The 20,415-nt window shown below is 49.6% G+C and carries 20 protein-coding genes; 12 read left to right on the top strand and 8 right to left on the bottom strand.

The window, feature by feature from the left end; all coding sequences use genetic code 11:
* Nucleotides 1-312 precede the first annotated feature (312 nt).
* The 3 genes from tamA to ACX9GV_RS15865 are packed head-to-tail and all read left to right on the top strand — an operon-like array spanning nt 313 to nt 6,212.
* Nucleotides 313-2,049 (top strand): autotransporter assembly complex protein TamA, encoded by a 1,737-nt coding sequence (gene tamA / locus ACX9GV_RS15875; RefSeq protein WP_473196162.1) that lies wholly within the window; start codon nt 313-315, stop codon nt 2,047-2,049.
* On the top strand, nt 2,046-5,864 hold the full coding sequence (gene tamB / locus ACX9GV_RS15870) for an autotransporter assembly complex protein TamB (RefSeq protein ID WP_473196161.1): 3,819 nt from the start codon (nt 2,046-2,048) through the stop codon (nt 5,862-5,864). The genes tamA and tamB overlap by 4 nt, the downstream gene beginning before the upstream one ends.
* A 3-nt stretch (nt 5,865-5,867) precedes the next feature.
* Nucleotides 5,868-6,212, top strand: coding sequence for a gamma-glutamylcyclotransferase family protein (locus tag ACX9GV_RS15865; protein WP_473196160.1), 345 nt, complete (start codon nt 5,868-5,870; stop codon nt 6,210-6,212).
* A 53-nt stretch (nt 6,213-6,265) separates the two neighbouring features.
* Here the strand turns inward: ACX9GV_RS15865 and ppa are convergent, their stop codons facing one another.
* Together ppa and fbp are read right to left on the bottom strand one after the other, a co-directional pair.
* The gene (gene ppa, locus ACX9GV_RS15860) at nt 6,266-6,793 is read right to left on the bottom strand and encodes an inorganic diphosphatase (RefSeq protein ID WP_023490219.1); all 528 of its coding nucleotides are present in this window, start codon (nt 6,791-6,793) and stop codon (nt 6,266-6,268) included.
* Nucleotides 6,794-7,005: 212 nt separating this feature from the next.
* Nucleotides 7,006-8,010, bottom strand: coding sequence for a class 1 fructose-bisphosphatase (gene fbp / locus ACX9GV_RS15855; RefSeq protein WP_473196159.1), 1,005 nt, complete (start codon nt 8,008-8,010; stop codon nt 7,006-7,008).
* 170 nt (nt 8,011-8,180) lie between these two features.
* Between fbp and mpl the strand changes: the two genes are divergently transcribed.
* Nucleotides 8,181-9,560, top strand: a complete 1,380-nt coding sequence (mpl, locus tag ACX9GV_RS15850; RefSeq protein ID WP_473196158.1) for a UDP-N-acetylmuramate:L-alanyl-gamma-D-glutamyl-meso-diaminopimelate ligase — start codon at nt 8,181-8,183, stop codon at nt 9,558-9,560.
* Between the two features lie 145 nt (nt 9,561-9,705).
* Here mpl and argR read toward each other — a convergent pair whose 3' ends face one another.
* Nucleotides 9,706-10,176, bottom strand: coding sequence for a transcriptional regulator ArgR (argR, locus tag ACX9GV_RS15845; RefSeq protein ID WP_023490216.1), 471 nt, complete (start codon nt 10,174-10,176; stop codon nt 9,706-9,708).
* A gap of 462 nt (nt 10,177-10,638) precedes the next feature.
* On the opposite strand from argR, the gene mdh reads away from it, so the two are divergent.
* Nucleotides 10,639-11,577: a malate dehydrogenase gene (gene mdh / locus ACX9GV_RS15840; protein WP_473196157.1), complete on the top strand. Its 939-nt coding sequence runs from the start codon at nt 10,639-10,641 to the stop codon at nt 11,575-11,577.
* A gap of 67 nt (nt 11,578-11,644) precedes the next feature.
* On the opposite strand, the gene ACX9GV_RS15835 is transcribed toward mdh, so the two are convergent.
* Nucleotides 11,645-11,911, bottom strand: a complete 267-nt coding sequence (locus ACX9GV_RS15835) for a helix-turn-helix domain-containing protein (RefSeq protein ID WP_023489032.1) — start codon at nt 11,909-11,911, stop codon at nt 11,645-11,647.
* A gap of 182 nt (nt 11,912-12,093) precedes the next feature.
* Between ACX9GV_RS15835 and ACX9GV_RS15830 the strand changes: the two genes are divergently transcribed.
* A complete protein-coding gene (locus ACX9GV_RS15830) occupies nt 12,094-12,447 on the top strand; it encodes a DNA-binding protein (protein ID WP_037384469.1) in 354 nt (117 codons plus the stop codon).
* Between the two features lie 187 nt (nt 12,448-12,634).
* Here ACX9GV_RS15830 and ispB read toward each other — a convergent pair whose 3' ends face one another.
* Together ispB and ACX9GV_RS15820 are read right to left on the bottom strand one after the other, a co-directional pair.
* Nucleotides 12,635-13,606, bottom strand: a complete 972-nt coding sequence (gene ispB, locus ACX9GV_RS15825; RefSeq protein WP_023489030.1) for an octaprenyl diphosphate synthase — start codon at nt 13,604-13,606, stop codon at nt 12,635-12,637.
* A 9-nt stretch (nt 13,607-13,615) separates the two neighbouring features.
* Nucleotides 13,616-13,753 (bottom strand): hypothetical protein, encoded by a 138-nt coding sequence (locus ACX9GV_RS15820; protein ID WP_160165611.1) that lies wholly within the window; start codon nt 13,751-13,753, stop codon nt 13,616-13,618.
* A gap of 121 nt (nt 13,754-13,874) precedes the next feature.
* Between ACX9GV_RS15820 and rplU the strand changes: the two genes are divergently transcribed.
* From rplU to cgtA, 4 genes are all read left to right on the top strand, one after another.
* Complete coding sequence (gene rplU, locus ACX9GV_RS15815; RefSeq protein WP_004955927.1) at nt 13,875-14,186, top strand: 50S ribosomal protein L21; 312 nt, start codon at nt 13,875-13,877, stop codon at nt 14,184-14,186.
* A 17-nt stretch (nt 14,187-14,203) separates the two neighbouring features.
* On the top strand, nt 14,204-14,461 hold the full coding sequence (gene rpmA / locus ACX9GV_RS15810) for a 50S ribosomal protein L27 (RefSeq protein WP_004933559.1): 258 nt from the start codon (nt 14,204-14,206) through the stop codon (nt 14,459-14,461).
* 212 nt (nt 14,462-14,673) lie between these two features.
* Complete coding sequence (locus ACX9GV_RS15805; RefSeq protein WP_473196156.1) at nt 14,674-15,633, top strand: DMT family transporter; 960 nt, start codon at nt 14,674-14,676, stop codon at nt 15,631-15,633.
* 28 nt (nt 15,634-15,661) lie between these two features.
* Nucleotides 15,662-16,834: an Obg family GTPase CgtA gene (cgtA, locus tag ACX9GV_RS15800; RefSeq protein WP_473196155.1), complete on the top strand. Its 1,173-nt coding sequence runs from the start codon at nt 15,662-15,664 to the stop codon at nt 16,832-16,834.
* A 71-nt stretch (nt 16,835-16,905) separates the two neighbouring features.
* On the opposite strand, the gene dacB is transcribed toward cgtA, so the two are convergent.
* Nucleotides 16,906-18,339: a serine-type D-Ala-D-Ala carboxypeptidase gene (gene dacB / locus ACX9GV_RS15795; RefSeq protein ID WP_473196154.1), complete on the bottom strand. Its 1,434-nt coding sequence runs from the start codon at nt 18,337-18,339 to the stop codon at nt 16,906-16,908.
* Between the two features lie 262 nt (nt 18,340-18,601).
* On the opposite strand from dacB, the gene greA reads away from it, so the two are divergent.
* A complete protein-coding gene (greA, locus tag ACX9GV_RS15790) occupies nt 18,602-19,078 on the top strand; it encodes a transcription elongation factor GreA (RefSeq protein WP_023489026.1) in 477 nt (158 codons plus the stop codon).
* A 192-nt stretch (nt 19,079-19,270) separates the two neighbouring features.
* Here the strand turns inward: greA and yhbY are convergent, their stop codons facing one another.
* Entirely contained in the window at nt 19,271-19,564 is a 294-nt protein-coding gene (yhbY, locus tag ACX9GV_RS15785) for a ribosome assembly RNA-binding protein YhbY (RefSeq protein ID WP_037384475.1), read from the bottom strand.
* Between the two features lie 178 nt (nt 19,565-19,742).
* Here yhbY and rlmE point away from each other — a divergent pair, with 178 nt between their 5' ends.
* Complete coding sequence (rlmE, locus tag ACX9GV_RS15780; protein ID WP_473196153.1) at nt 19,743-20,372, top strand: 23S rRNA (uridine(2552)-2'-O)-methyltransferase RlmE; 630 nt, start codon at nt 19,743-19,745, stop codon at nt 20,370-20,372.
* Nucleotides 20,373-20,415: the final 43 nt, after the last annotated feature.

Raw genomic sequence — 20,415 nt, 5'->3', positions numbered from 1 at the left:
CCTGTTGCCCTATTAATAATTGCCTTAATCACTGAGGGTTACTCAAGCTGCGGGTGTTTTGGCTGCCATTTGCCTGAATCTGACCATAAAGCAGCGAGTCAGTTATCACCGTCCGTTTCTTTGCTCACAATCAGTCTTGTGTCGCACTGGTATATATTGGTCACCATTCAAACGGTAGGGACTTCAACTTGAATGGCGTTGCGGATAATATGCGGTGTCTGTTGTTAGTCTGTAAAGAGGTGGTTTTGATCGTTTGAGTAATTTCAGCCCTACAGCAAAGTGACTGACAGTAAAATAAATTAAGGAGACGTTGTGCCAAGATACCCCGTCCTTTGTGTTTTATGCGCGCTATTGATTATGCCGCCGGCATTGGCAGCAAATGTGCGTCTTCAGGTCGAAGGTCTGAGTGGTGAATTGGAAAGGAACGTCCGCGTGCGTCTTTCAGCGATCACACCGGAAGAGGTGAATGCTGAAGGGCGTTTCCGTGCTCGAGTTGATGCAGCCATCCGCCAGGGGTTGCGTCCGTTGGGGTATTATGAGCCAATTATTGATTTCACTTTTGATGATAACCCAACACTTTCTCGACCTGTATTGCGCGCTAAGGTTGATCCTGGTGAGCCGGTACGCATTGCTGGGGTGAATATTGCCCTGCAAGGGGAGGCGAGCACGGATCAAGATTATCTGGATCTGGTACGAACCAGCAGGCCCGCCATCGGTGAGATCCTCAACCATGGTCAGTATGACGGTTTCAAAAGTGGATTGACGGGGTTGGCACTGCGTAAAGGCTATTTTGACGCCAATATGCCAAAGAGCCAACTTGGTGTGGCCAAAGAGTTGCACAAGGCTTTTTGGGACATTGATTTTGATAGTGGTGAGCGATATCACTTCGGAAAAATCAGGTTTAAAGGCTCACAAATTCGTGAGGACTACCTGCAAAATCTGGTGCCCTTTCATCAGGGAGATTATTACACGTCAAATGACCTGGCTGAGTTGAACCGGCGTTTATCCGCCACCAACTGGTTTAATTCGGTGGTGGTATCTCCAGACTTCGCTGATGCTAAAGAGAACAAGATTTTGCCGTTAGATGCGCTGGTCACCCCACGTAGTAGCAATATTGTCGAGATGGGGGGCGGTTTTTCTACCGACATTGGGCCGCGTGTACTCGGCAGTTGGCGCAAGCCCTGGCTGAATGATCGTGGCCATAGCTTGACCACCAGCGCTAATATTTCCGCACCGGAACAACAGTTGGATCTCAGTTATAGAATACCGCTGTTGCGCAGTCCCCTTGAACAATATTATCTACTGCAAGGGGGGTTCAAACGCACCGATCTGAACGATACCCAATCCGATAGTAGTAAGTTAGTGGTTTCACGTAACTGGGATCTTTCCAGCGGCTGGCAGCGAGCGCTGAACCTGAGTTTGCGTCTGGACCATTTTACCCAAGGGGATGTGACGAATACCACCACGTTGCTGTATCCCGGGGTGAGATTTTCCCGCGTTCGAGCTCGGGGGGGGATGATGCCGGTATGGGGGGATAGCCAACGCTATTCTTTTGATGTTTCTGACACGACCTGGGGGTCTGGCGTCGATTTTGCGTTGATCCAGGCACAGAACGTTTGGATCCGCAGCTTGGCGGAAAAACACCGTTTTGTGGCTCGTGGTCAAGTTGGTTGGATTGAAACCAATGATTTTGACAAGGTCCCGCCTGATTTACGTTTTTTTGCTGGTGGTGATCGCAGTATTCGCGGTTACAAATTTCAGGCGGTCTCTCCCCGCGACAGCAATGGCGCACTAACAGGGGCTTCCAAGCTGATGACCGGTTCGCTGGAGTATCAATACAATGTCTCTGGTCGCTGGTGGGGTGCGATGTTTGTTGACTCGGGTCAGGCGATTAACAGTATCAAAGAAAGCGATCTTAAAACGGGTGCGGGGGTCGGTGTGCGTTGGCAATCACCTGTTGGGCCAGTGAAGCTCGATATCGCCACACCCATTGGGGATAAAGACACTCATGGTGTGCAGTTCTATATCGGTTTGGGGCCTGAACTATGAGCTGGTTGAAAAAGATTTGCCTGGGATTTTTGATCCTGCTGCTACTACTGATTGGTTCGCTGGCATTTCTGTTGGGGACCACCACGGGTTTGCATCTGGCCATCAATGGGGCTGTTCGCTGGGTGCCGGGGCTGGAGATTGCAACAGTCAGCGGTGGCTGGCGTGATTTGACGCTGAAAGGCATCAAATATCAGATGCCTGGCGTGTCAGTCAACGCGGGGCAATTTCATCTCTCACTTGATTTCTCTTGCCTGAAAAACAGCACCTTGTGCATCAATGCCTTGACCACGCAGGATGTGGAGGTGGTGGTGAAAACGGCTGAAATGCCACCATCCACATCAGTAGAAGAGCAACCGCAGCCTATTTCCGATATTCGTACGCCTTATCCGCTGACCTTGCGCAAGCTGGCATTGAATAATGTCAACGTCAGGGTGGACGACACGGTTATCTCTCTAGGGGAATTTAGTTCCGGGGCTCAGTGGCAAGGGCGTGAGCTGACCCTGATGCCCACCACGGTTCATGCCTTACAGGTTGCATTGCCAAAAACCCCCGCCAATGCGTTGCCCCCAGAGCATCAACCCGCGGCAGATTCAGTATCGAAGGCCGCGACAGATAAAACCCCGGCAACGCCATTACCGGCGGCGGTACCAGAGCAACCATTGGGGGAGATGCTGAACGCATTGTTTGCCAAACCGTTGTTACCTGAGCTACCGATGATCCGTTTGCCGCTGGATATTACGGTTCAGCAACTTAACGCTGATCAACTGCAGTTGACGGGTGACACTGATGTGACCATCACCAGTCTATTACTGCAGGGGCGCACCCTAGAGCAGCATATTCAGTTAGACCAATTGACGGTAAGGTCTCCTCAAGGCCAAGCATCTGTTAAAGGTCAGGTTACGCTGGCGGAGACTTGGCCGCTTGAGATGGCGCTGAACAGCACATTGAATATCGAACCGCTGAAAGGGGAAAAGCTAAAGCTGAACATAAGCGGTGGGTTACGTGAAGAACTGAAGGTCGCCTTGAACCTTTCTGGGCCAGTCAGTGCGCAACTGGATGTGCAAACTCGATTGGCAGAGGTGGGGTTACCCTTGACGCTGACGCTGCAAAGCAAACAGCTACAGTGGCCACTAACAGGGGAGATGCAATATCAGGTGAATGATCTTCGCGTGCGTGTTAACGGCAAGGTGGCCGATTATGCTCTCTCCGCCCGGGCCAATATTAACGGCCAGGATTTACCTGCGGCAGTGCTACAGCTTGATGGCAAGGGTAATCTTGAGCAATTCAACCTGGATCGTTTGCGTTTGGCCGCACTGGAGGGACATGCTGACCTTACTGCTCTGGTTGACTGGCGTCAGGCTATCAGTTGGACCTCACAATTAACGCTAACAGGCATTAATACCGCCAGGCAATGGCCTGACTGGCCTGCTCGTCTAGAAGGGAAAATAACCACCCGTGGTAGCGTTCACGGTGGTAGTTGGCAACTCCAGGTGCCGGAGTTGCAACTGGACGGCAATGTGAAACAACACCGTCTATCGGCGCAGGGTTCGTTGCGTGGTAATGCGGCGGGTCAGTGGTCTATCCCCAGTATCGACCTGGCTCTGGGGCGCAATACCCTCAGCATCAAAGGCCAGTTGGATGAAAAAAACTGGTTGCTGGATAGCAAACTTGATGCACAACATCTTGATGGTACCTTGCCGGGGCTGGCGGGGAATATCACTGGGCAGTTGAGACTACGCGGCAATCTACAGGCTCCGCAACTGCTGACAGACCTGACCGCACAGGGTTTGCAATGGCAGGCTCTGCATATTCAACGGGTGAAACTGGACAGTGATATTCGCTCTGGTGAACAGGTTCAGGGGCAATTGACACTCCGGGTAACACAACTGAAACAAGATGCTCTGCAGATCAACCAGTTGACCTTGGATGCCAGAGGAAGCGAACGCCAGCATCGGTTGCAGCTAAGTATTGATGGTAAGCCGGTTTCTGGGCAATTGGCCCTGGAGGGGAGTTTTGACCGTCAACTGCAACGCTGGCGCGGTAACCTGAATAACACCTATTTTGATACCCCGGTGGGGGAATGGCGTCTGACTCGTGCTATCGCGTTGGATTACCTGCATACGCAGCAGAGAATCAGCATCGGGCCACATTGTTGGCTTAACCCGAATGCTGAGCTTTGTGTGCCAAGAACCATTGACGCGGGTGCCAGTGGCCAAGCCAGCGTGGTGCTTAACCGTTTTGACTTGGTGATGCTTAAACCCTTCCTGGGGCCAGACACTGCACTCAGCGGCCTGTTTAGTGGCCGGGCTGAGGTGAGTTGGCAACCCGGTGGGGCATTACCCCAGGCGAGAGTCTCACTGGTGGGTAACGGGGTGAAAGTGGTGCAACAACTGCAAGGCAGTGCGTTGCCGATTGCTTTTGACACCATCAACCTCAATGCCGCTTTGAACCAGGGGCGGGCGCAAGCTGACTGGTTGATTAAGCTGACCAATAATGGCCAGTTAAATGGCAACATTCAGGTCACTGACCCACAAGTGCGTCGTGCGATCAGCGGTAATGTGAATATTAGCGATATCTCGCTGGCGCTGCTCAATCCAATTCTGGTGCAGGGTGAGAAAGCCACGGGAAGGCTGAACGCCAATCTGCAATTAGGCGGTAGTGCGCAGCATCCATTAGTATTTGGTCGCTTGGCACTGGAGAAAGCGGTTATTGTCGGCCACTGGATGCCGTTTGATATGACCGAAGGGCGTCTGGTGCTGAACTTCAATGGCATGACATCGACCCTGGAAGGGCTGCTCGCGACGACCAACGGCCAACTGAACCTGACGGGGGATGCTGACTGGCGGGATATCACCGCCTGGCGTGCGCGTATTGCCGCCAAAGGCAACCGTCTACGTGTGACGATACCACCGATGGTGCGTATTGATGTCTCACCGGATTTACAGTTTGAAGCAACGCCACAACTGCTCTCCCTTAATGGTTCAGTGGGTATCCCATGGGCGAGGATTACAGTACAGGAGTTGCCGGAGAGTGCGGTAGGCATTTCATCTGATGAAGTGATGCTTGATAACCAGCTCCAACCGATCCAACCTGCTTCGGCGTTGATCCCTATCAGTAGCCATCTGATGATCCATGTCGGTAACGATGTTACTCTGGACGCCTTTGGTCTGCAGGCCAGCTTGCGTGGTGATCTGCGTGTCGTTCAGGATCCGCGCGGGTTAGGTCTGCATGGTCAAATTAATATTCCGTCAGGTCGTTTTCACGCTTATGGCCAGGATCTCCTTGTGCGTAAAGGGCTACTATTGTTTTCTGGCCCAGCGGATCAACCGATGCTGAATATTGAAGCAATCCGTAACCCAGATGCGACGCAAGATGGTGTCACCGCTGGGGTGCGGGTGACGGGAATGGCGGATGCTCCAAGGCTGGAAGTCTTTTCCGACCCGACTTTATCCCAACAGGAAGCCTTGTCTTACCTGCTGCGCGGCCAGGGGTTGAGCAGTAGTGGGGCTGATGGCAATGCCATGACATCAATGTTAATTGGTATGGGGGTTGCACAAAGTGGTCAACTTGTGGGTAAAATCGGAGAAGCGTTTGGCGTAAGTAATTTAGCCCTTGATACCGAGGGAGTGGGTGACAGCTCCAAGGTGGTTGTCAGTGGCTATATTCTCCCTGGCCTACAAGTAAAATATGGGGTGGGGATATTTGATTCATTGGCCACGCTAACGTTGCGATACCGTTTGATGCCCAGATTGTATCTGGAGGCGGTATCTGGTCTTGCCCAAGCACTGGATGTGCTTTATCAGTTTGAGTTTTGAGCTATGCGAATAATTGTTTATGGCAGTTTACGACGCAAGCAGGGAAACAGCCATTGGATGACCAATGCCCAATGGCTGGGTGAACATGAGTTAGAGGGCTATCAGATTTATAATCTGGGCCACTACCCGGCGGCGATCCCTGGAGAGGGGACAATACACTGTGAGGTGTATCGTATTAACTCGTCAATTTTGGCTGAGTTGGATGAGTTGAAAAGCAATACCAAGGATTATCAGCGCGAACTGATTCAAACACCTTATGGTAGTGCATGGATCTACCTGTATAAACACAGTGTTGAGGGGTTTCCGCGGATTGACAGCGGTGACTGGTTAACGCGTCTTGATGAGTAGCAAAAAAAGACACCGCTCGATGAGCGGTGTCGTGATCTTCAAAGCGCGGTGAATTATTTCTTGGCGCGTTCGAAAGAGGCGATGATTTCAGCTTTAGCGGCAGTGGCGTCGTCCCAACCTTCTACTTTCACCCATTTGCCTTTTTCCAGATCTTTGTAATGCTCAAAGAAGTGGGTAATCTGTGCTTTCAGCAGTTCTGGCAGGTCGTTCACGTCTTTCACATGATCGTACTCTTTGGTCAGTTTGCTGTGTGGTACAGCAACCAGCTTCGCATCTTCACCGGCTTCATCGGTCATTTTTAACACCCCGACCGGACGGCAACGGATCACAGAACCGGGTTGCAGTGGGTAAGGTGTCGGTACCAACACATCAACTGGGTCACCATCCAGTGACAAAGTATGGTTGATATAGCCATAGTTGCAGGGATAGAACATGGCGGTGGACATGAAACGGTCAACAAACAGCGCGCCAGTTTCCTTGTCGATTTCATATTTGATCGGGTCAGCGTTAGCCGGGATTTCGATAACTACATAAATATCTTCTGGCAGGTCTTTGCCAGCGGGGACCAGATTCAAGCTCATGTCGGTTTCCTTTAATCAAACCAGAAAGGGAGTGCGCGCTATTATAGCGGACTCTTTTATGATTTCCTGCCCTTTTCATCACTGAACCTAGGGATTCAGTGATAAAGCATCGTCTTAGTTAATCAAGCTCTAGGGGGATCGAACTGGGTACTAGGTCCGTCCCTAGACCTTCCCCCTGCAGCTGAGGGGGGCAATATGGATGGCGGTAGGGGTTATTCGTCAGGAAACTCAGCAATAAAACGCTCTGCTTCTTCCACCATTGACTTGGTGCCGACGAAGAACGGCACACGCTGGTGTAATTGTTCCGGCACAATGTCCAGAATGCGTTTTTTACCATCAGTGGCTTTTCCGCCCGCCTGTTCTGCCAGAAAGGCCATCGGGTTGCATTCATACAGCAAGCGGAGTTTGCCGGTTGGGTGACTGGCGGTGCTTGGATAAATGTAGATGCCGCCTTTCAGCAGGTTGCGGTGGAAGTCAGCCACTAATGAGCCGATATAGCGCGAGGTATAAGGACGCCGAGTGGCCTCATCCTGTTCCTGGCAGTATTTAATGTATTTTTTTACTCCAAGAGGGAATTTGATGTAATTACCTTCGTTGATGGAGTACATACAGGCGGTTTCTGGGAAGTGGACTTTCTCGTGAGAGAGGCAGAACACCCCCAGAGAGGGATCATAGGTAAAGGCATGTACGCCACAGCCAGTGGTATAAACCAACATGGTGGATGAACCATACACCACGTAACCAGCAGCAACCTGTGCGCTACCCGGTTGCAGGAAATCAGCTTCAGTGACAGGAATACCCAATGGCGTGATACGGCGATAGATGGAGAATATGGTTCCGACTGAGACGTTGACATCAATATTGGATGAGCCATCCAATGGATCCATCAACACGACGTATTTGGCATTCTCAGCGCGTTCGCCTTCGAAAATAACAATCTCGTCCTCTTCTTCTGAAGCGATACCCGCAACTTCGCCGCGAGCCTTCAATGCGGCTTTGAGTTTTTCATTGGCGAACAGGTCCAGCTTCATCTGAGCTTCACCCTGTACGTTTGAAATACCATTGGTTCCCAGAATATCAACTAAACCGGCTTTGTTGATATCACGGTGAATGATTTTTGCACCCAGCTTAATGGCGGAAAGTAATGCAGATAGTTCGCCAGTAGCGTGAGAGAAGTCGTGTTGTTTCTCGACGATAAATTCGCCTAACGTTTTCATAACACAATCCCAGAGGTTACGGATGGATAGCGGCCTGTTAGCTCACTGCTAACATTTTCGCTAGCAGTGTAGTCCAAAGTGACCCATTATTCATAGGCAAATCCGTTTCTTCTGTGAGATTTTGAAGGTTAGAATAAGTACTAAATCGATGCACTTAAATGAGAAAGCTAATGCGCATACATATTCTTGGGATCTGTGGCACCTTTATGGGCGGGCTGGCGATGTTGGCTCGTTCCCTTGGACATGACGTGACAGGTTCAGATGCGAACGTTTATCCGCCAATGAGCACCTTGCTGGAAAACCAGGGAATTGACCTGATACAAGGGTATGACCCCGCTCAATTGATACCAGTACCCGATTTGGTGATCATCGGCAATGCGATGAGTCGAGGTAATCCTTGCGTGGAAGCGGTATTGGAACAGGGTATCCCTTATGTGTCGGGTCCTCAGTGGTTACATGATCATGTATTGCGTGATCGCTGGGTGTTGGCCGTGGCAGGTACACACGGTAAAACCACCACTGCAGGGATGGCAACCTGGATCCTGGAAGCTTGTGGTTACCAGCCGGGTTTTGTGATTGGGGGTGTGCCGGGTAATTTTGATGTTTCTGCGCGCCTCGGTGGTAGCCCGTTCTTTGTTATTGAAGCTGATGAATACGATTGTGCCTTCTTCGATAAGCGTTCCAAGTTTGTCCACTACAGCCCACGAACGCTGATCATGAACAACCTTGAGTTCGACCATGCGGATATCTTTGATGATCTGAAAGCGATCCAGAAACAGTTCCACCATCTGGTGCGCTTGGTGCCGGGCAAGGGCAAAATTATTCTGCCGGAGAACGACATACAGCTGAAACAAGTGATGGCGATGGGCTGTTGGAGTGAACAGGAGTGGGTCGGCGATGAAGGAAGTTGGCGTGCGCAGAAGCTGACAGCGGATGCTAGCCACTACGCGGTATACCTCGATGGTGAGAAAGTGGGAGAGGTTAACTGGTCGTTGGTGGGTGAGCACAACATGCATAATGGTCTGATGGCGATTGCTGCTACGCGCCATATTGGTGTGCAACCGGCTGATGCTTGCCAGGCGTTGGGTGATTTTATTAATGCCCGCCGTCGTTTGGAGTTGCGTGGAGAGGCGGCTGGTGTCACGGTTTATGATGACTTTGCTCATCATCCAACGGCTATTCTGGCCACGTTGGCGGCTTTGCGTGGCAAAGTGGGCGGAACGGCACGTATTCTTGCTGTACTGGAACCCCGTTCAAACACCATGAAGATGGGGATCAGCAAAAATGACTTGGCACCTTCTTTAGGGCGTGCTGATGAAGTGTTCCTGTTTCAGCCTCATCATATTCCATGGCAAATCGCAGAGGTGGCAGAGGCCTGTGTGCAGCCAGCGCATTGGAGTGCTGACCTTGATACGTTGCTGGAGATGATCATCAAAACGGCGCTGCCAGGTGACCATGTTTTGGTGATGAGCAATGGCGGCTTTGGCGGTATTCATGACAAACTGTTATCGGCGCTGGCTAATAAAGCAGAGTCACAAGAGAACGACTGATTTCATCGATGGACACTCAAAATAGCCCGGTGGTTTGACAAAACAGGTTTAATAAAACACTTGTGCTGATCGGGTTCGGTCTAGCCCCAAGGATGGGGCGCGTCATGAAACCAACAACCCTGCAGTTTGAATGGCGACGGGTGCACTAAAGCTCCTGCTCGAACAGCATCAAAATGGCCTCATGGAGCTGAAGTGCTGTAAAGGTGCTGGCAGGAGTGATGAAAATAGTGTCGTCACCTGCAATGGTTCCCAGAATCCCTTCTGCTTTCCCCAGTGAATCTAACAAACGAGCAATCAATTGTGCCGCGCCTGGACTGGTACGAATCACTACCATGGCATCATTATGGTCGATATCCAGCACCAGGTTTTTTAGCGGACTGGTGGTGGTGGGGACACCGAGTTCAGCAGGTAGGCAGTACACCATTTCCATTTTTGCATTACGTGTACGCACCGCCCCGAACTTGGTTAACATACGGGACACTTTTGACTGGTTAATATTCTCGAAGCCTTCTTCCTGCAGCGCTAAAACGATTTCACCTTGTGAACTGAACTTTTCTTCTTTCAATAACGCTTTAAACGCTTTGGTCAGGTCTTCCTGTTTTGCAGGATTACGCATTTTACACCGTGAAATGTGGAGGGAGACGTTTTGATTATGCATATAAATGAATTTTTATGCAAACTTGATGTAGTGGTGACCAACAGTAATACACCGAGGACGAAGAAAGGAGGCAACCTTAGTAAGATATTTATCTCATGAATAGGCTGTTCCAATGAGAAGCAACACGTCTGGGGGGCGCAGTAATATGATTAAAATGATGTTGTTATTATGTTACGTAAGGGTGTAATGTGAACAGCGGTTAACTTAATTGTAAAATAATGCATGTTATTTTTGATTATTGTGCGCTATGCCCTCAATGCATCGGGCATTTAATCTAAAATAGCCTCGCTGCAGACCATTTTATTGCGCCAGATCTAAAACAGGCTGTTAATGGGTTGTTTTAAAAGGAGTAATAAATTAAGGTCCCGGGCCAAAGAATTCACGGCGTTTATATATTTAAGATAATAAAAGGAGTATAGGATGAAAGTTGCAGTTCTCGGTGCTGCTGGTGGTATTGGCCAAGCCCTCGCCCTTCTACTCAAGACCCAACTTCCTTCAGGTTCTGAACTCTCTCTTTACGACATAGCACCCGTTACACCAGGCGTTGCTGTTGACTTAAGCCATATCCCAACGGCAGTTAAAATTAAAGGTTTCAGTGGTGAAGATGCCACCCCTGCGTTACAGGGAGCCGATGTGGTGTTGATATCAGCGGGTGTCGCGCGTAAACCTGGAATGGATCGTTCCGATCTGTTCAATGTTAATGCAGGGATAGTACGTAACCTGATGGAACAAGTGGCTAAAACTTGCCCGAAAGCCTGTATTGGTATTATTACCAACCCGGTCAACACCACAGTGGCTATTGCTGCTGAAGTGATGAAAAAAGCCGGTGTTTACGATAAAAACAAGCTGTTTGGGGTAACTTTGCTCGATGTTATCCGTTCTGATACGTTTGTGGCAGAGTTGAAAGGTAAGCAGCCGGAAGAGTTGAATGTGGCAGTGATTGGCGGCCACTCTGGTGTCACCATTCTGCCTCTACTGTCACAGATCCCTGGCGTCAGCTTTAGTTCTCAGGAAGTGGCAGATTTAACCAAACGCATTCAGAATGCGGGAACCGAAGTGGTTGAAGCCAAGGCTGGTGGTGGCTCCGCTACGCTCTCCATGGGGCAGGCTGCGGCACGTTTTGGCCTCTCGCTGGTGCGCGCCTTGAGTGGTGAAAAGGGGATCGTAGAATGTGCCTATGTTGAAGGTGATGGCAAATACGCACGTTTCTTTGCACAACCCCTAGTGCTTGGCGTCAACGGCATTGCAGAACGGAAAGACATTGGACTGCTGAGCGATTTTGAACAAAAAGCGCTGAATGACATGCTGGACGTCCTGCACCAAGATATTGAGCTGGGTGAAAAATTTATTAATAACTGATTGCTTGGTTCAGCTCACAATATATAAGCCGCCGGAATAGGTTCCGGCGGCTTTTTGCTTCTCATGATTACCCGGATGATTTGATGCGACTTTTCCGATCCAGCAGATGATGGGTGTGCGGATCAAAATAGCGACTGGGCCAAATCTCTGCCGGATGCACCTTCAAGGCCTCGGCAATGAGCCACTCTCCTTTTGGCCATGGGCGGGAAAGTGCATTCGCTAACGTTGACGAGCTCAGCCCAGCCTCGCGTGAAACTGCTGCCAATGTGGTACCTCTTTTCTTCAGCGCCGCGATAACGTCTGCTGGATGCCAATCTAGATTCCGTGAATTCATGTTTACATTCCTTTTTTTGATTAGAGAAAGTTCTGTTAGTGGTATAACTAACAGTTCAGGATAAATTGTTTAAGCAACATGAATTGCTTATTCGGAAATCAGAATACCATTAAGTTTCTAAAAAATATCTTATTGGTTTCTAAAAGTTGAATGTAACTACATGAAAATCTGGGGTCATGGTTATGAAAAACGAGTGGTTTGCTGCCAAGGAACTCGTCGGCATTGCAGGATTACCTTCCTCAACACAGGGAATCAACCTAATGGCCAGGCGCGAAGGCTGGGTTAGCCGTCGCCGCAGAGGAGTACAGGGGAAAGCGCTGGAGTACCATGTTGACAGTTTACCTGCCGACATCAGAAACCTGCTGATATTACGTGAGGATCCCGCTATCTATGACGTAGAGCGCCAAGACCCACTGGCAGTATGGATCGAATACTATTACCACCTTTCAGAAAAGGAGCGGGGAGAGGTCATGGCATTTTTGATGCGTGAAGGAGTGAACAGCTTGCTGGCATGGATTGCGGAAAAACATAAATAGCCACAGTTGCAACTTGCCGAGCAAGCTCGCTAAGCGAGCCTCTATCCGTCGCCATTCAAACAGCGGTGTTATCGGCTATGTTACGCGGCCCTCATTCGGATCCGCCCCGAAGAGAGCCACGCTGTTCAAAACAGACGGCGTCTTTTTCCTGCAACATAGACTTCGCGTATTTGGAAATGCTGATTTCTTAAAAATCACGTTGCACCGCAAGGTGCGCTAATCCTTCCAAGGCGTCTCGGTATGGTGATTCAGGCAATACTTGCAGTGCAGTAATCGCTTTATCGGCTTCTTCTTCTGCTCGTTGACGTGTGTAGGTGAGAGAACCGCACATCCTCATGGTTGCCAGAACCGGTTCCAGCAGATGACGGCCATTCCCCTGTTCAATGGCTTGGCGGATCATGGCTGATTGCTCTGCATTGCCATGATGCATAGCGTGCAACAAAGGCAAGGTAGGTTTACCTTCACTCAGGTCATCACCGGTATTTTTTCCTAGCGTCGTTCCATCCGCACTGTAATCGAGCAAGTCATCAATTAATTGGAACGCAGTACCAAGATAACGTCCATAGTCCTGTAAGGCCTGTTCTTCGACTTTTGTGGCATTGGCGAGGATGGCGGAAGATTGCGCCGCTGCTTCAAACAGACGGGCCGTCTTACTATAAATGACCCGCATATAGCTTTCTTCACTGATGTCGGGATCGTTGACATTCATCAATTGCAGTACTTCGCCTTCGGCAATCACGTTGACCGCTTCGGACATGACTGCCAGCACCGGTAATGACCCCAGGCTGGTCATCATCTGGAAAGCACGGGTGTAAATAAAATCGCCTACCAGCACACTGGCGGCATTACCAAACGCCGCATTCGCGGTGGCTTTGCCGCGGCGCATATCGGATTCATCCACCACATCATCATGGAGTAGGGTCGCTGTGTGAATGAATTCAATCAGAGCAGCGACGGTAATATGCTTATCTCCCTGGTAATGCAGCGCCTGCGCCGCCAGAATGGCGATCATCGGGCGAATGCGTTTGCCACCACTACTGATAATGTAGTGGCCAAGTTGGTTAATGAGCGCAACATCGGAATTTAATTGTTCCAGAATGGTGGCGTTCACGGCGGCCATATCTTGCGTGGTTAACTCAGTAATTTGTTCTAGATTCATAATATTTTTTCAGTTGTGTTGCTCTTCACCGCGATGAGAACGCTGCTCATATCGGCACATGGCGGTAACTGTCATCCCGATTGTACTAGAAAAATGCTCCAGATAAACGCCGGGAACGAAACTGTGTTTTTTTTCTTCTTTTTTCACTGCGCTACTCTATTCTGCTCTTGTCATGTGAGGGATTATTGCGTAGAATTCGCGCCCTATTGTGAATATTTATAGCGCGCCCTCTATTAAACAGTTAGGCACGCGGAAAGCGGAGTTTTATATGTACGCGGTTTTCCAAAGTGGTGGTAAACAACACCGAGTAAGCGAAGGTCAGACCGTTCGCTTGGAAAAGCTGGACATCGCAACTGGTGAAGCGGTTGAGTTTGACCAGATTCTGATGATCGCTAATGGCGAAGATATCAAGATCGGCGTTCCTTTCGTCGACGGTGGCAAGATCAAGGCAGAAGTCGTTGCTCATGGTCGTGGCGAAAAGATCAAGATTGTTAAGTTTCGTCGTCGTAAGCATTACCGTAAGCAGCAGGGCCACCGTCAGTGGTTCACTGACGTTAAAATCACCGGCATCAGCGCTTAAGTTAGGAGAGCGGATTAATGGCACACAAAAAAGCTGGCGGCTCGACTCGTAACGGGCGCGATTCAGAAGCTAAACGTCTGGGCGTAAAGCGCTTTGGCGGCGAGGCAGTATTAGCAGGCAGCATCATCGTTCGTCAACGTGGCACTAAGTTCCACGCAGGCACCAACGTTGGTTGCGGTAAAGACCACACTCTGTTTGCTTTGAAAGACGGTAAAGTCAAATTCGAAGTTAAAGGCCCGAGCAATCGTAAATTTATCAGCATCGAAGCTGAATAATTTTTCGAGCCTTATAAAAAAGAGATGTAAGCCCTGCAATTCGTTGCGGGGCTTTTTACATTTATAGCTATACCCAATTTTTCAAGTTGCTGCCTACACGGCTACCGCTACAGCTAAAATGGTGACGGGTATAGACCTAAATTCATCCAAGATGCAGCCTCTACCCCACATAACTTGAATGAACTTGGGGATAGCACATAGGCACAAGCCATATGGAAACAAAACAGCAGGTCGGTGTTGGTATTTTTCTCGCACTCACCACAGCGGTTTGCTGGGGCGCATTGCCGATAGCGATGAAAGAAGTATTGGCCGTGATGGACCCGTTTACCATTATTTGGTACCGCTTTATGATAGCCGGCGTGGGATTAGGGCTGGTCCTTGCATTGCGTGGGCGTTTACCACCGGTAAACATGTTCCGTCAGTCACGCTGGTTATGGTTACTGCTCATTGCAACAGCTGGGTTACTGGGTAACGCCACATTATTCAGTTCTTCGCTGCGCTATCTGAGTCCGACAGCGTCACAGGTGATTGGTCAACTGTCACCGGTTGGCATGATGTTCGCCAGCGTACTGATCCTCAAGGAAAGAATGCGCGTGACTCAGGTGATTGGCGCAATGATGTTAATCTGTGGACTGATACTGTTTTTCAACGCTAGTTTGGTTGAGATCTTCACCCGGCTGACAGATTACACGCTCGGTGTTTTACTGGGGGTGTGTGCAGCACTGGTATGGGTGAGTTATGGCGTGGCGCAGAAAGTGTTGTTGCGTCGCTTGGCTTCGTCGCAGATCTTGCTAATGTTGTATACTTTGTGTGCAATAATGTTAATTCCGCTGGCCAAGCCTGCAGTGATTTTTCAACTGAATAGTTGGCAATTGGCCTGCTTATTTTTCTGTGGAGTCAATACGCTAGTGGGGTATGGGGCACTAGCAGAAGCGATGGCGCGCTGGCAGGCGGCTCAGGTGAGTGCGTTAGTGACGCTGACCCCGCTATTTACCCTGTTATTTTCAGATTTATTAGCATTGGCCTGGCCACAGGCATTTGTGACACCGACATTGAATATTGTCGGCTATGTCGGCGCAATTGTGGTGGTAGCCGGTGCCATGTTTTCCGCAATTGGTCACTATTGGTGGCCGAGGCGGGCAAAACCCCATCTGGTTGCTTCCTTGAAGTAGCCCGGTGAATGATTTACGGAGACGGTAAATGAAGTTTGTAGATGAAGCGACGATCCTGGTGGTTGCAGGTGATGGTGGTAATGGCTGTGTGAGCTTCCGCCGTGAAAAATACATCCCCAATGGTGGACCGGATGGCGGTGATGGTGGTGACGGTGGTGACGTCTACCTGCTGGCAGATGAAAACCTCAATACCCTGATCGATTACCGCTTCGAAAAGTCTTTCCGTGCCGAGCGTGGACAGAATGGTCAGAGCCGTGATTGCACCGGTAAACGTGGCAAAGATGTGGTGATTAAAGTGCCGGTAGGGACCCGAATAAAAGATCAGGGTACCGGCGAGATCCTTGGCGATATGATTCGTCATCAGCAGCGCCTGATGGTCGCGAAAGGGGGTTGGCATGGTTTGGGAAATACCCGTTTCAAATCGTCAGTAAACCGTGCGCCACGTCAGAAAACCTTGGGGACCAAGGGCGAGATGCGTGACATTCTGCTGGAGCTATTGCTGTTGGCTGATGTCGGTATGTTGGGTTTACCCAATGCCGGGAAATCAACCTTTATCCGCGCGGTCTCTGCGGCTAAGCCGAAAGTGGCTGACTATCCCTTTACCACACTGGTGCCTAGTCTCGGCGTGGTCCGTATGGACCATGAACAGAGCTTTGTGGTGGCGGATATTCCAGGTTTGATTGAAGGCGCTCATGAAGGGGCAGGATTGGGGATCCGTTTCCTGAAGCATCTGGAACGCTGCCGTGTATTGCTGCACCTGGTGGACATCGACCCGATCGATGGTTCAGATCCGGTAGAAAATGCCAAGGTGATTATCAACGAGCTTAACCAATACAGTGAAAATCTATCGCAGAAGCCACGTTGGTTGGTGTTCAATAAAATTGACCTGCTGGATGAACAGGAGGCCGCTGAGCGTGCCAAGGCAATTGTCGCAAGTATGAGTTGGGAAGGTCAGTATTACATGATCTCCGCGGCGAATCGCGAGGGGGTCAATGCTCTGTGCTGGGATGTGATGAACTTTATCAATGCTCAGCCAAAAAGCATGGCGATTGAAGAGAGTGCGCCAGAAAAAGTCGAATTTATGTGGGATGACTATCATCGTGAACAAATCGCTGAAGTGGAAGCAGAAGCCGAAGACGATTGGGATGATGACTGGGACGAAGATGATGACGAGGGTGTTGAGATCATCTATCAGAAGTAATGGGCTTCAGTAAATTCACGGTTGATTATTCAAGCTGCAGGCAGGCTGCAGCTTGAATGAACGCCATGATTTTAATTGTTTTGATAAATATCGCGATAGAGTCGGCTCTCAAAACGGACCAGCGGTATGCGTCTTTGTTTTTGATCTTCAGGCGGAACGGCATAGCCTGATAGATATTGAACGAAAGCATAACGCTGCCCACTGGCTACGGTGATAAAACCCGCCAGATTATAGACGCCCTGCAATGCACCGGTTTTGGCGGAAACTTTGCCATTAACCCCCGCTTCGTGCAGACCACCACGGTAACGCAGTGTGCCATCATACCCCGCTAGCGGTAGCATTGAGATAATATTGAGCTCGTTGTCGTGTTGGGCGATATATTGCAACGCCTGCATCATGGTGGCGGGAGTCAGCAGGTTATGGCGCGATAGACCGGAACCATCCACCACAATGCTATTGCCTAAATCCACCCCAGCTTGCTGACGCAGTACCTGACGTACCGCATCGGCACCTGCGCGCCAGGTACCCGGGATGCCGAAACGCTCGTGACCGATGGTGCGAAAGACCACATCGGCAATCATGTTATCTGATTTTTTCAGCATGATTTTCAGTAAATCATTTAAAGGGGGGGATTGTGTCTGGCTAATCACCTCCCCTGTTATGCCTGGCACGGTTTGCCGCTTAAGATGGCCACTTATCTTGATACCAGCCTTGACCAACTCATCTTTCACAATCGCACCGGCATAACTTGCCCCGTCTTGAATGGCGAAAGCCAAGGGTAAGGGTTCGCTGCGTTGAGTCAGGCAACCGGTTAAGGTAAAGCGGTTCAGCTCACCAGGGACTACATCCAATTCACAGTATTGTGCTTGTGGAGAACCTTTGGCCAGGGTTCTCACCTGACTGAACATATTGACCGGATAAAAAGAGGCCACGCGGATAAACGCCATTTCGCCAGGGTTGGGTGCACTATAGAGGGAAACCGAGAAGCAATTGCGATCAATAATCGCTGCGGATGGCGGGGCGCTAAAACATTGTGTCAGATCGTTCCATGGCCAACCTGGGGCTTTATCGTGGCTGGCAAAGACCGAAGTATCAATCAGCACATCGCCACTGATCTCCTGCACGCCTTGTTTTTTCAACTCTGCCACCATATTGCGCAGGTGTTGGCGTTTGAAGGTCGGATCTCCGCTGAAGCGGGCAATAAGATTACCACGTAACACCCCATTAGTGATGTTACCCTGGCTTTCCAGCGTGGTAGAAAAGCGATAATCCGGCCCAAGCTGTAACAAGGCTGCCAATGCGGTAAGCACTTTCTGAGTACTGGCCGGTAATGCCATTTGCTGGGAGTGATAGTCAATAAGAGGTGTCGTCGCTCCCACTTTTTGAACTATCAAGGCAAGATTGGCCCCATCAGGCAAATACTGTGTGTAATCTTCAACCGGGGCGGCATTGGCATTGAGAACCAATGCACCGGCCAACGCACTGACAATTCGTGAAAAACGCATAATCTCGGGATAACAGCTGGAGGACATACACTCATACTACACTACGCGGCGTGAAGGGATAAAGTAAACGATGATCCTTAAGGAACTCTACGCTAAAATAGCTCTCACATTGCAAAATTGATGCTGACTTGGAACCCGTTTCCGAGCCTGGTTTTTTTTGTTTATCGCCTAGAGACGGGAGGTTCCACACCAACCGTATTTTCATACGAATACGTCAGAATGACGGCTATTTGTACAGGAAAGATTTAGAGGTATTAAAACGATGAAACAGATTCCAATGACTTTGCTCGGTGCAGAACAACTGCGTGAAGAGCTTGAATATTTGAAAAACGTGCGTCGCCCAAAAATCATTGCTGATATTGCTGAAGCGCGAGCACATGGTGACCTTAAAGAGAATGCTGAATATCATGCTGCACGTGAACAGCAGGGTTTTTGTGAAGGGCGGATCCAGGAAATTGAAGCTAAACTCTCTAATGCACAGGTGATTGATATCACTAAGATGCCTTACACCGGGCGGGTGATCTTTGGGGCGACAGTTTCGGTGATGAATTTGGATACCGAAGATGAGGTCACCTATCGCATTGTGGGCGACGATGAGGCAGATTTTAAGAAAAACCTCATTTCGGTAAATTCGCCGATGGCCCGTGGTCTGATTGGTAAAGAGCAGGATGACATCGTGGTCATCAAAACCCCGGGTGGTGATGTAGAATATGAAATTCTGAAAGTGGAATATCTGTAATTCCGACCAAATCGGTCAGATAGCACTCAGTGTTTTGTAAAGAAAAGAAAAAGGCCGCAAGCGGCCTTTTATCAGAGCTCAGAGCATGGCACCTTTTCGCCCTATCAGTACATTTTAATGGTGACGGGGATGCCTGCATGCATTAAAACTGTATGTTGTTAGAATGCAATCGGCAACGCTCCGCAACACTCACTAGCGTGGTAAGGTGATCTTGCGATCTTGCGATGGCCGGTAAAGAATAAGCGTGCTGCCAATAACTTGGACATTACAGGCACCTGTTTCGCGAACAATAGCCGCCGCGATCAAGGCTTTGGTTTCACGATCTTCTGCGGCAATTTTTACCTTGATCAGCTCATGATGCCCTAGAGCTTGGTCAATTTCAGCCAGCACGCCTTCGGTGAGACCGTTATTACCTAGCATGACTACCGGTTTTAATGGATGCGCCAGGGCCTTGAGGTGCTGTTTTTGTTTATTATTCAGATTCATTGTCTTTTTTGCTATAAGTTGAGATTGAAAACGGGACATTCTACCGCCATCTCATGTGTATCACCAAATCGGTCTGCATGGAATGAAATCTATCTTCTGATTCATTCAAGTTGCAACCCATACCCTGCAGCTTGGATGGTGACGGGTATAAGATTAATGCAGGATAATTGGAAACCAGATGACAAGTAAAAAGCGTTCAGCCAGTTCCAGCCGCTGGCTACAAGAACACTTTAGCGATAAATATGTGCAACAAGCGCAGAAAAAAGGGCTACGTTCCCGCGCCTGGTTTAAACTGGATGAAATACAGCAAAGTGACAAACTGTTTAAGCCGGGTATGACTGTGGTGGATCTGGGGGCTGCACCCGGCGGTTGGTCGCAATATGTCGTTACCCAGATTGGCGGTAACGGGCGGATTATCGCCTGTGATATTTTGCCAATGGATCCTATCGTCGGTGTCGATTTCCTTCAGGGGGATTTTCGTGATGAACTGGTTCTTAAGGCATTGCTGGAACGTGTAGGTGAACGTAAGGTTCAGGTGGTCATGTCTGACATGGCACCCAATATGAGTGGCACCCCGGCGGTCGATATCCCAAGGTCGATGTATCTGGTAGAATTAGCGCTAGAAATGTGTCGTGATGTCCTCGCACCAGGGGGTAGCTTCTTGGTGAAGGTATTTCAGGGAGACGGTTTTGACGAGTACCTACGGGAAATTCGCTCCCTGTTTACGAAGGTTAAGATTCGTAAGCCAGATGCTTCTCGCGCTCGTTCGCGTGAAGTATACATTGTAGCGACAGGGCGGAAACTGTAGTACCCTAACGCTGTTTGTTAACACAGTTGTAATATGAGGTTAA

This window comes from Serratia sp. 25CWL12 (assembly GCF_055790885.1).
Note: the sequence above shows the minus strand (reverse complement) of the source record. Positions and strands in the feature narration are given on the sequence as shown.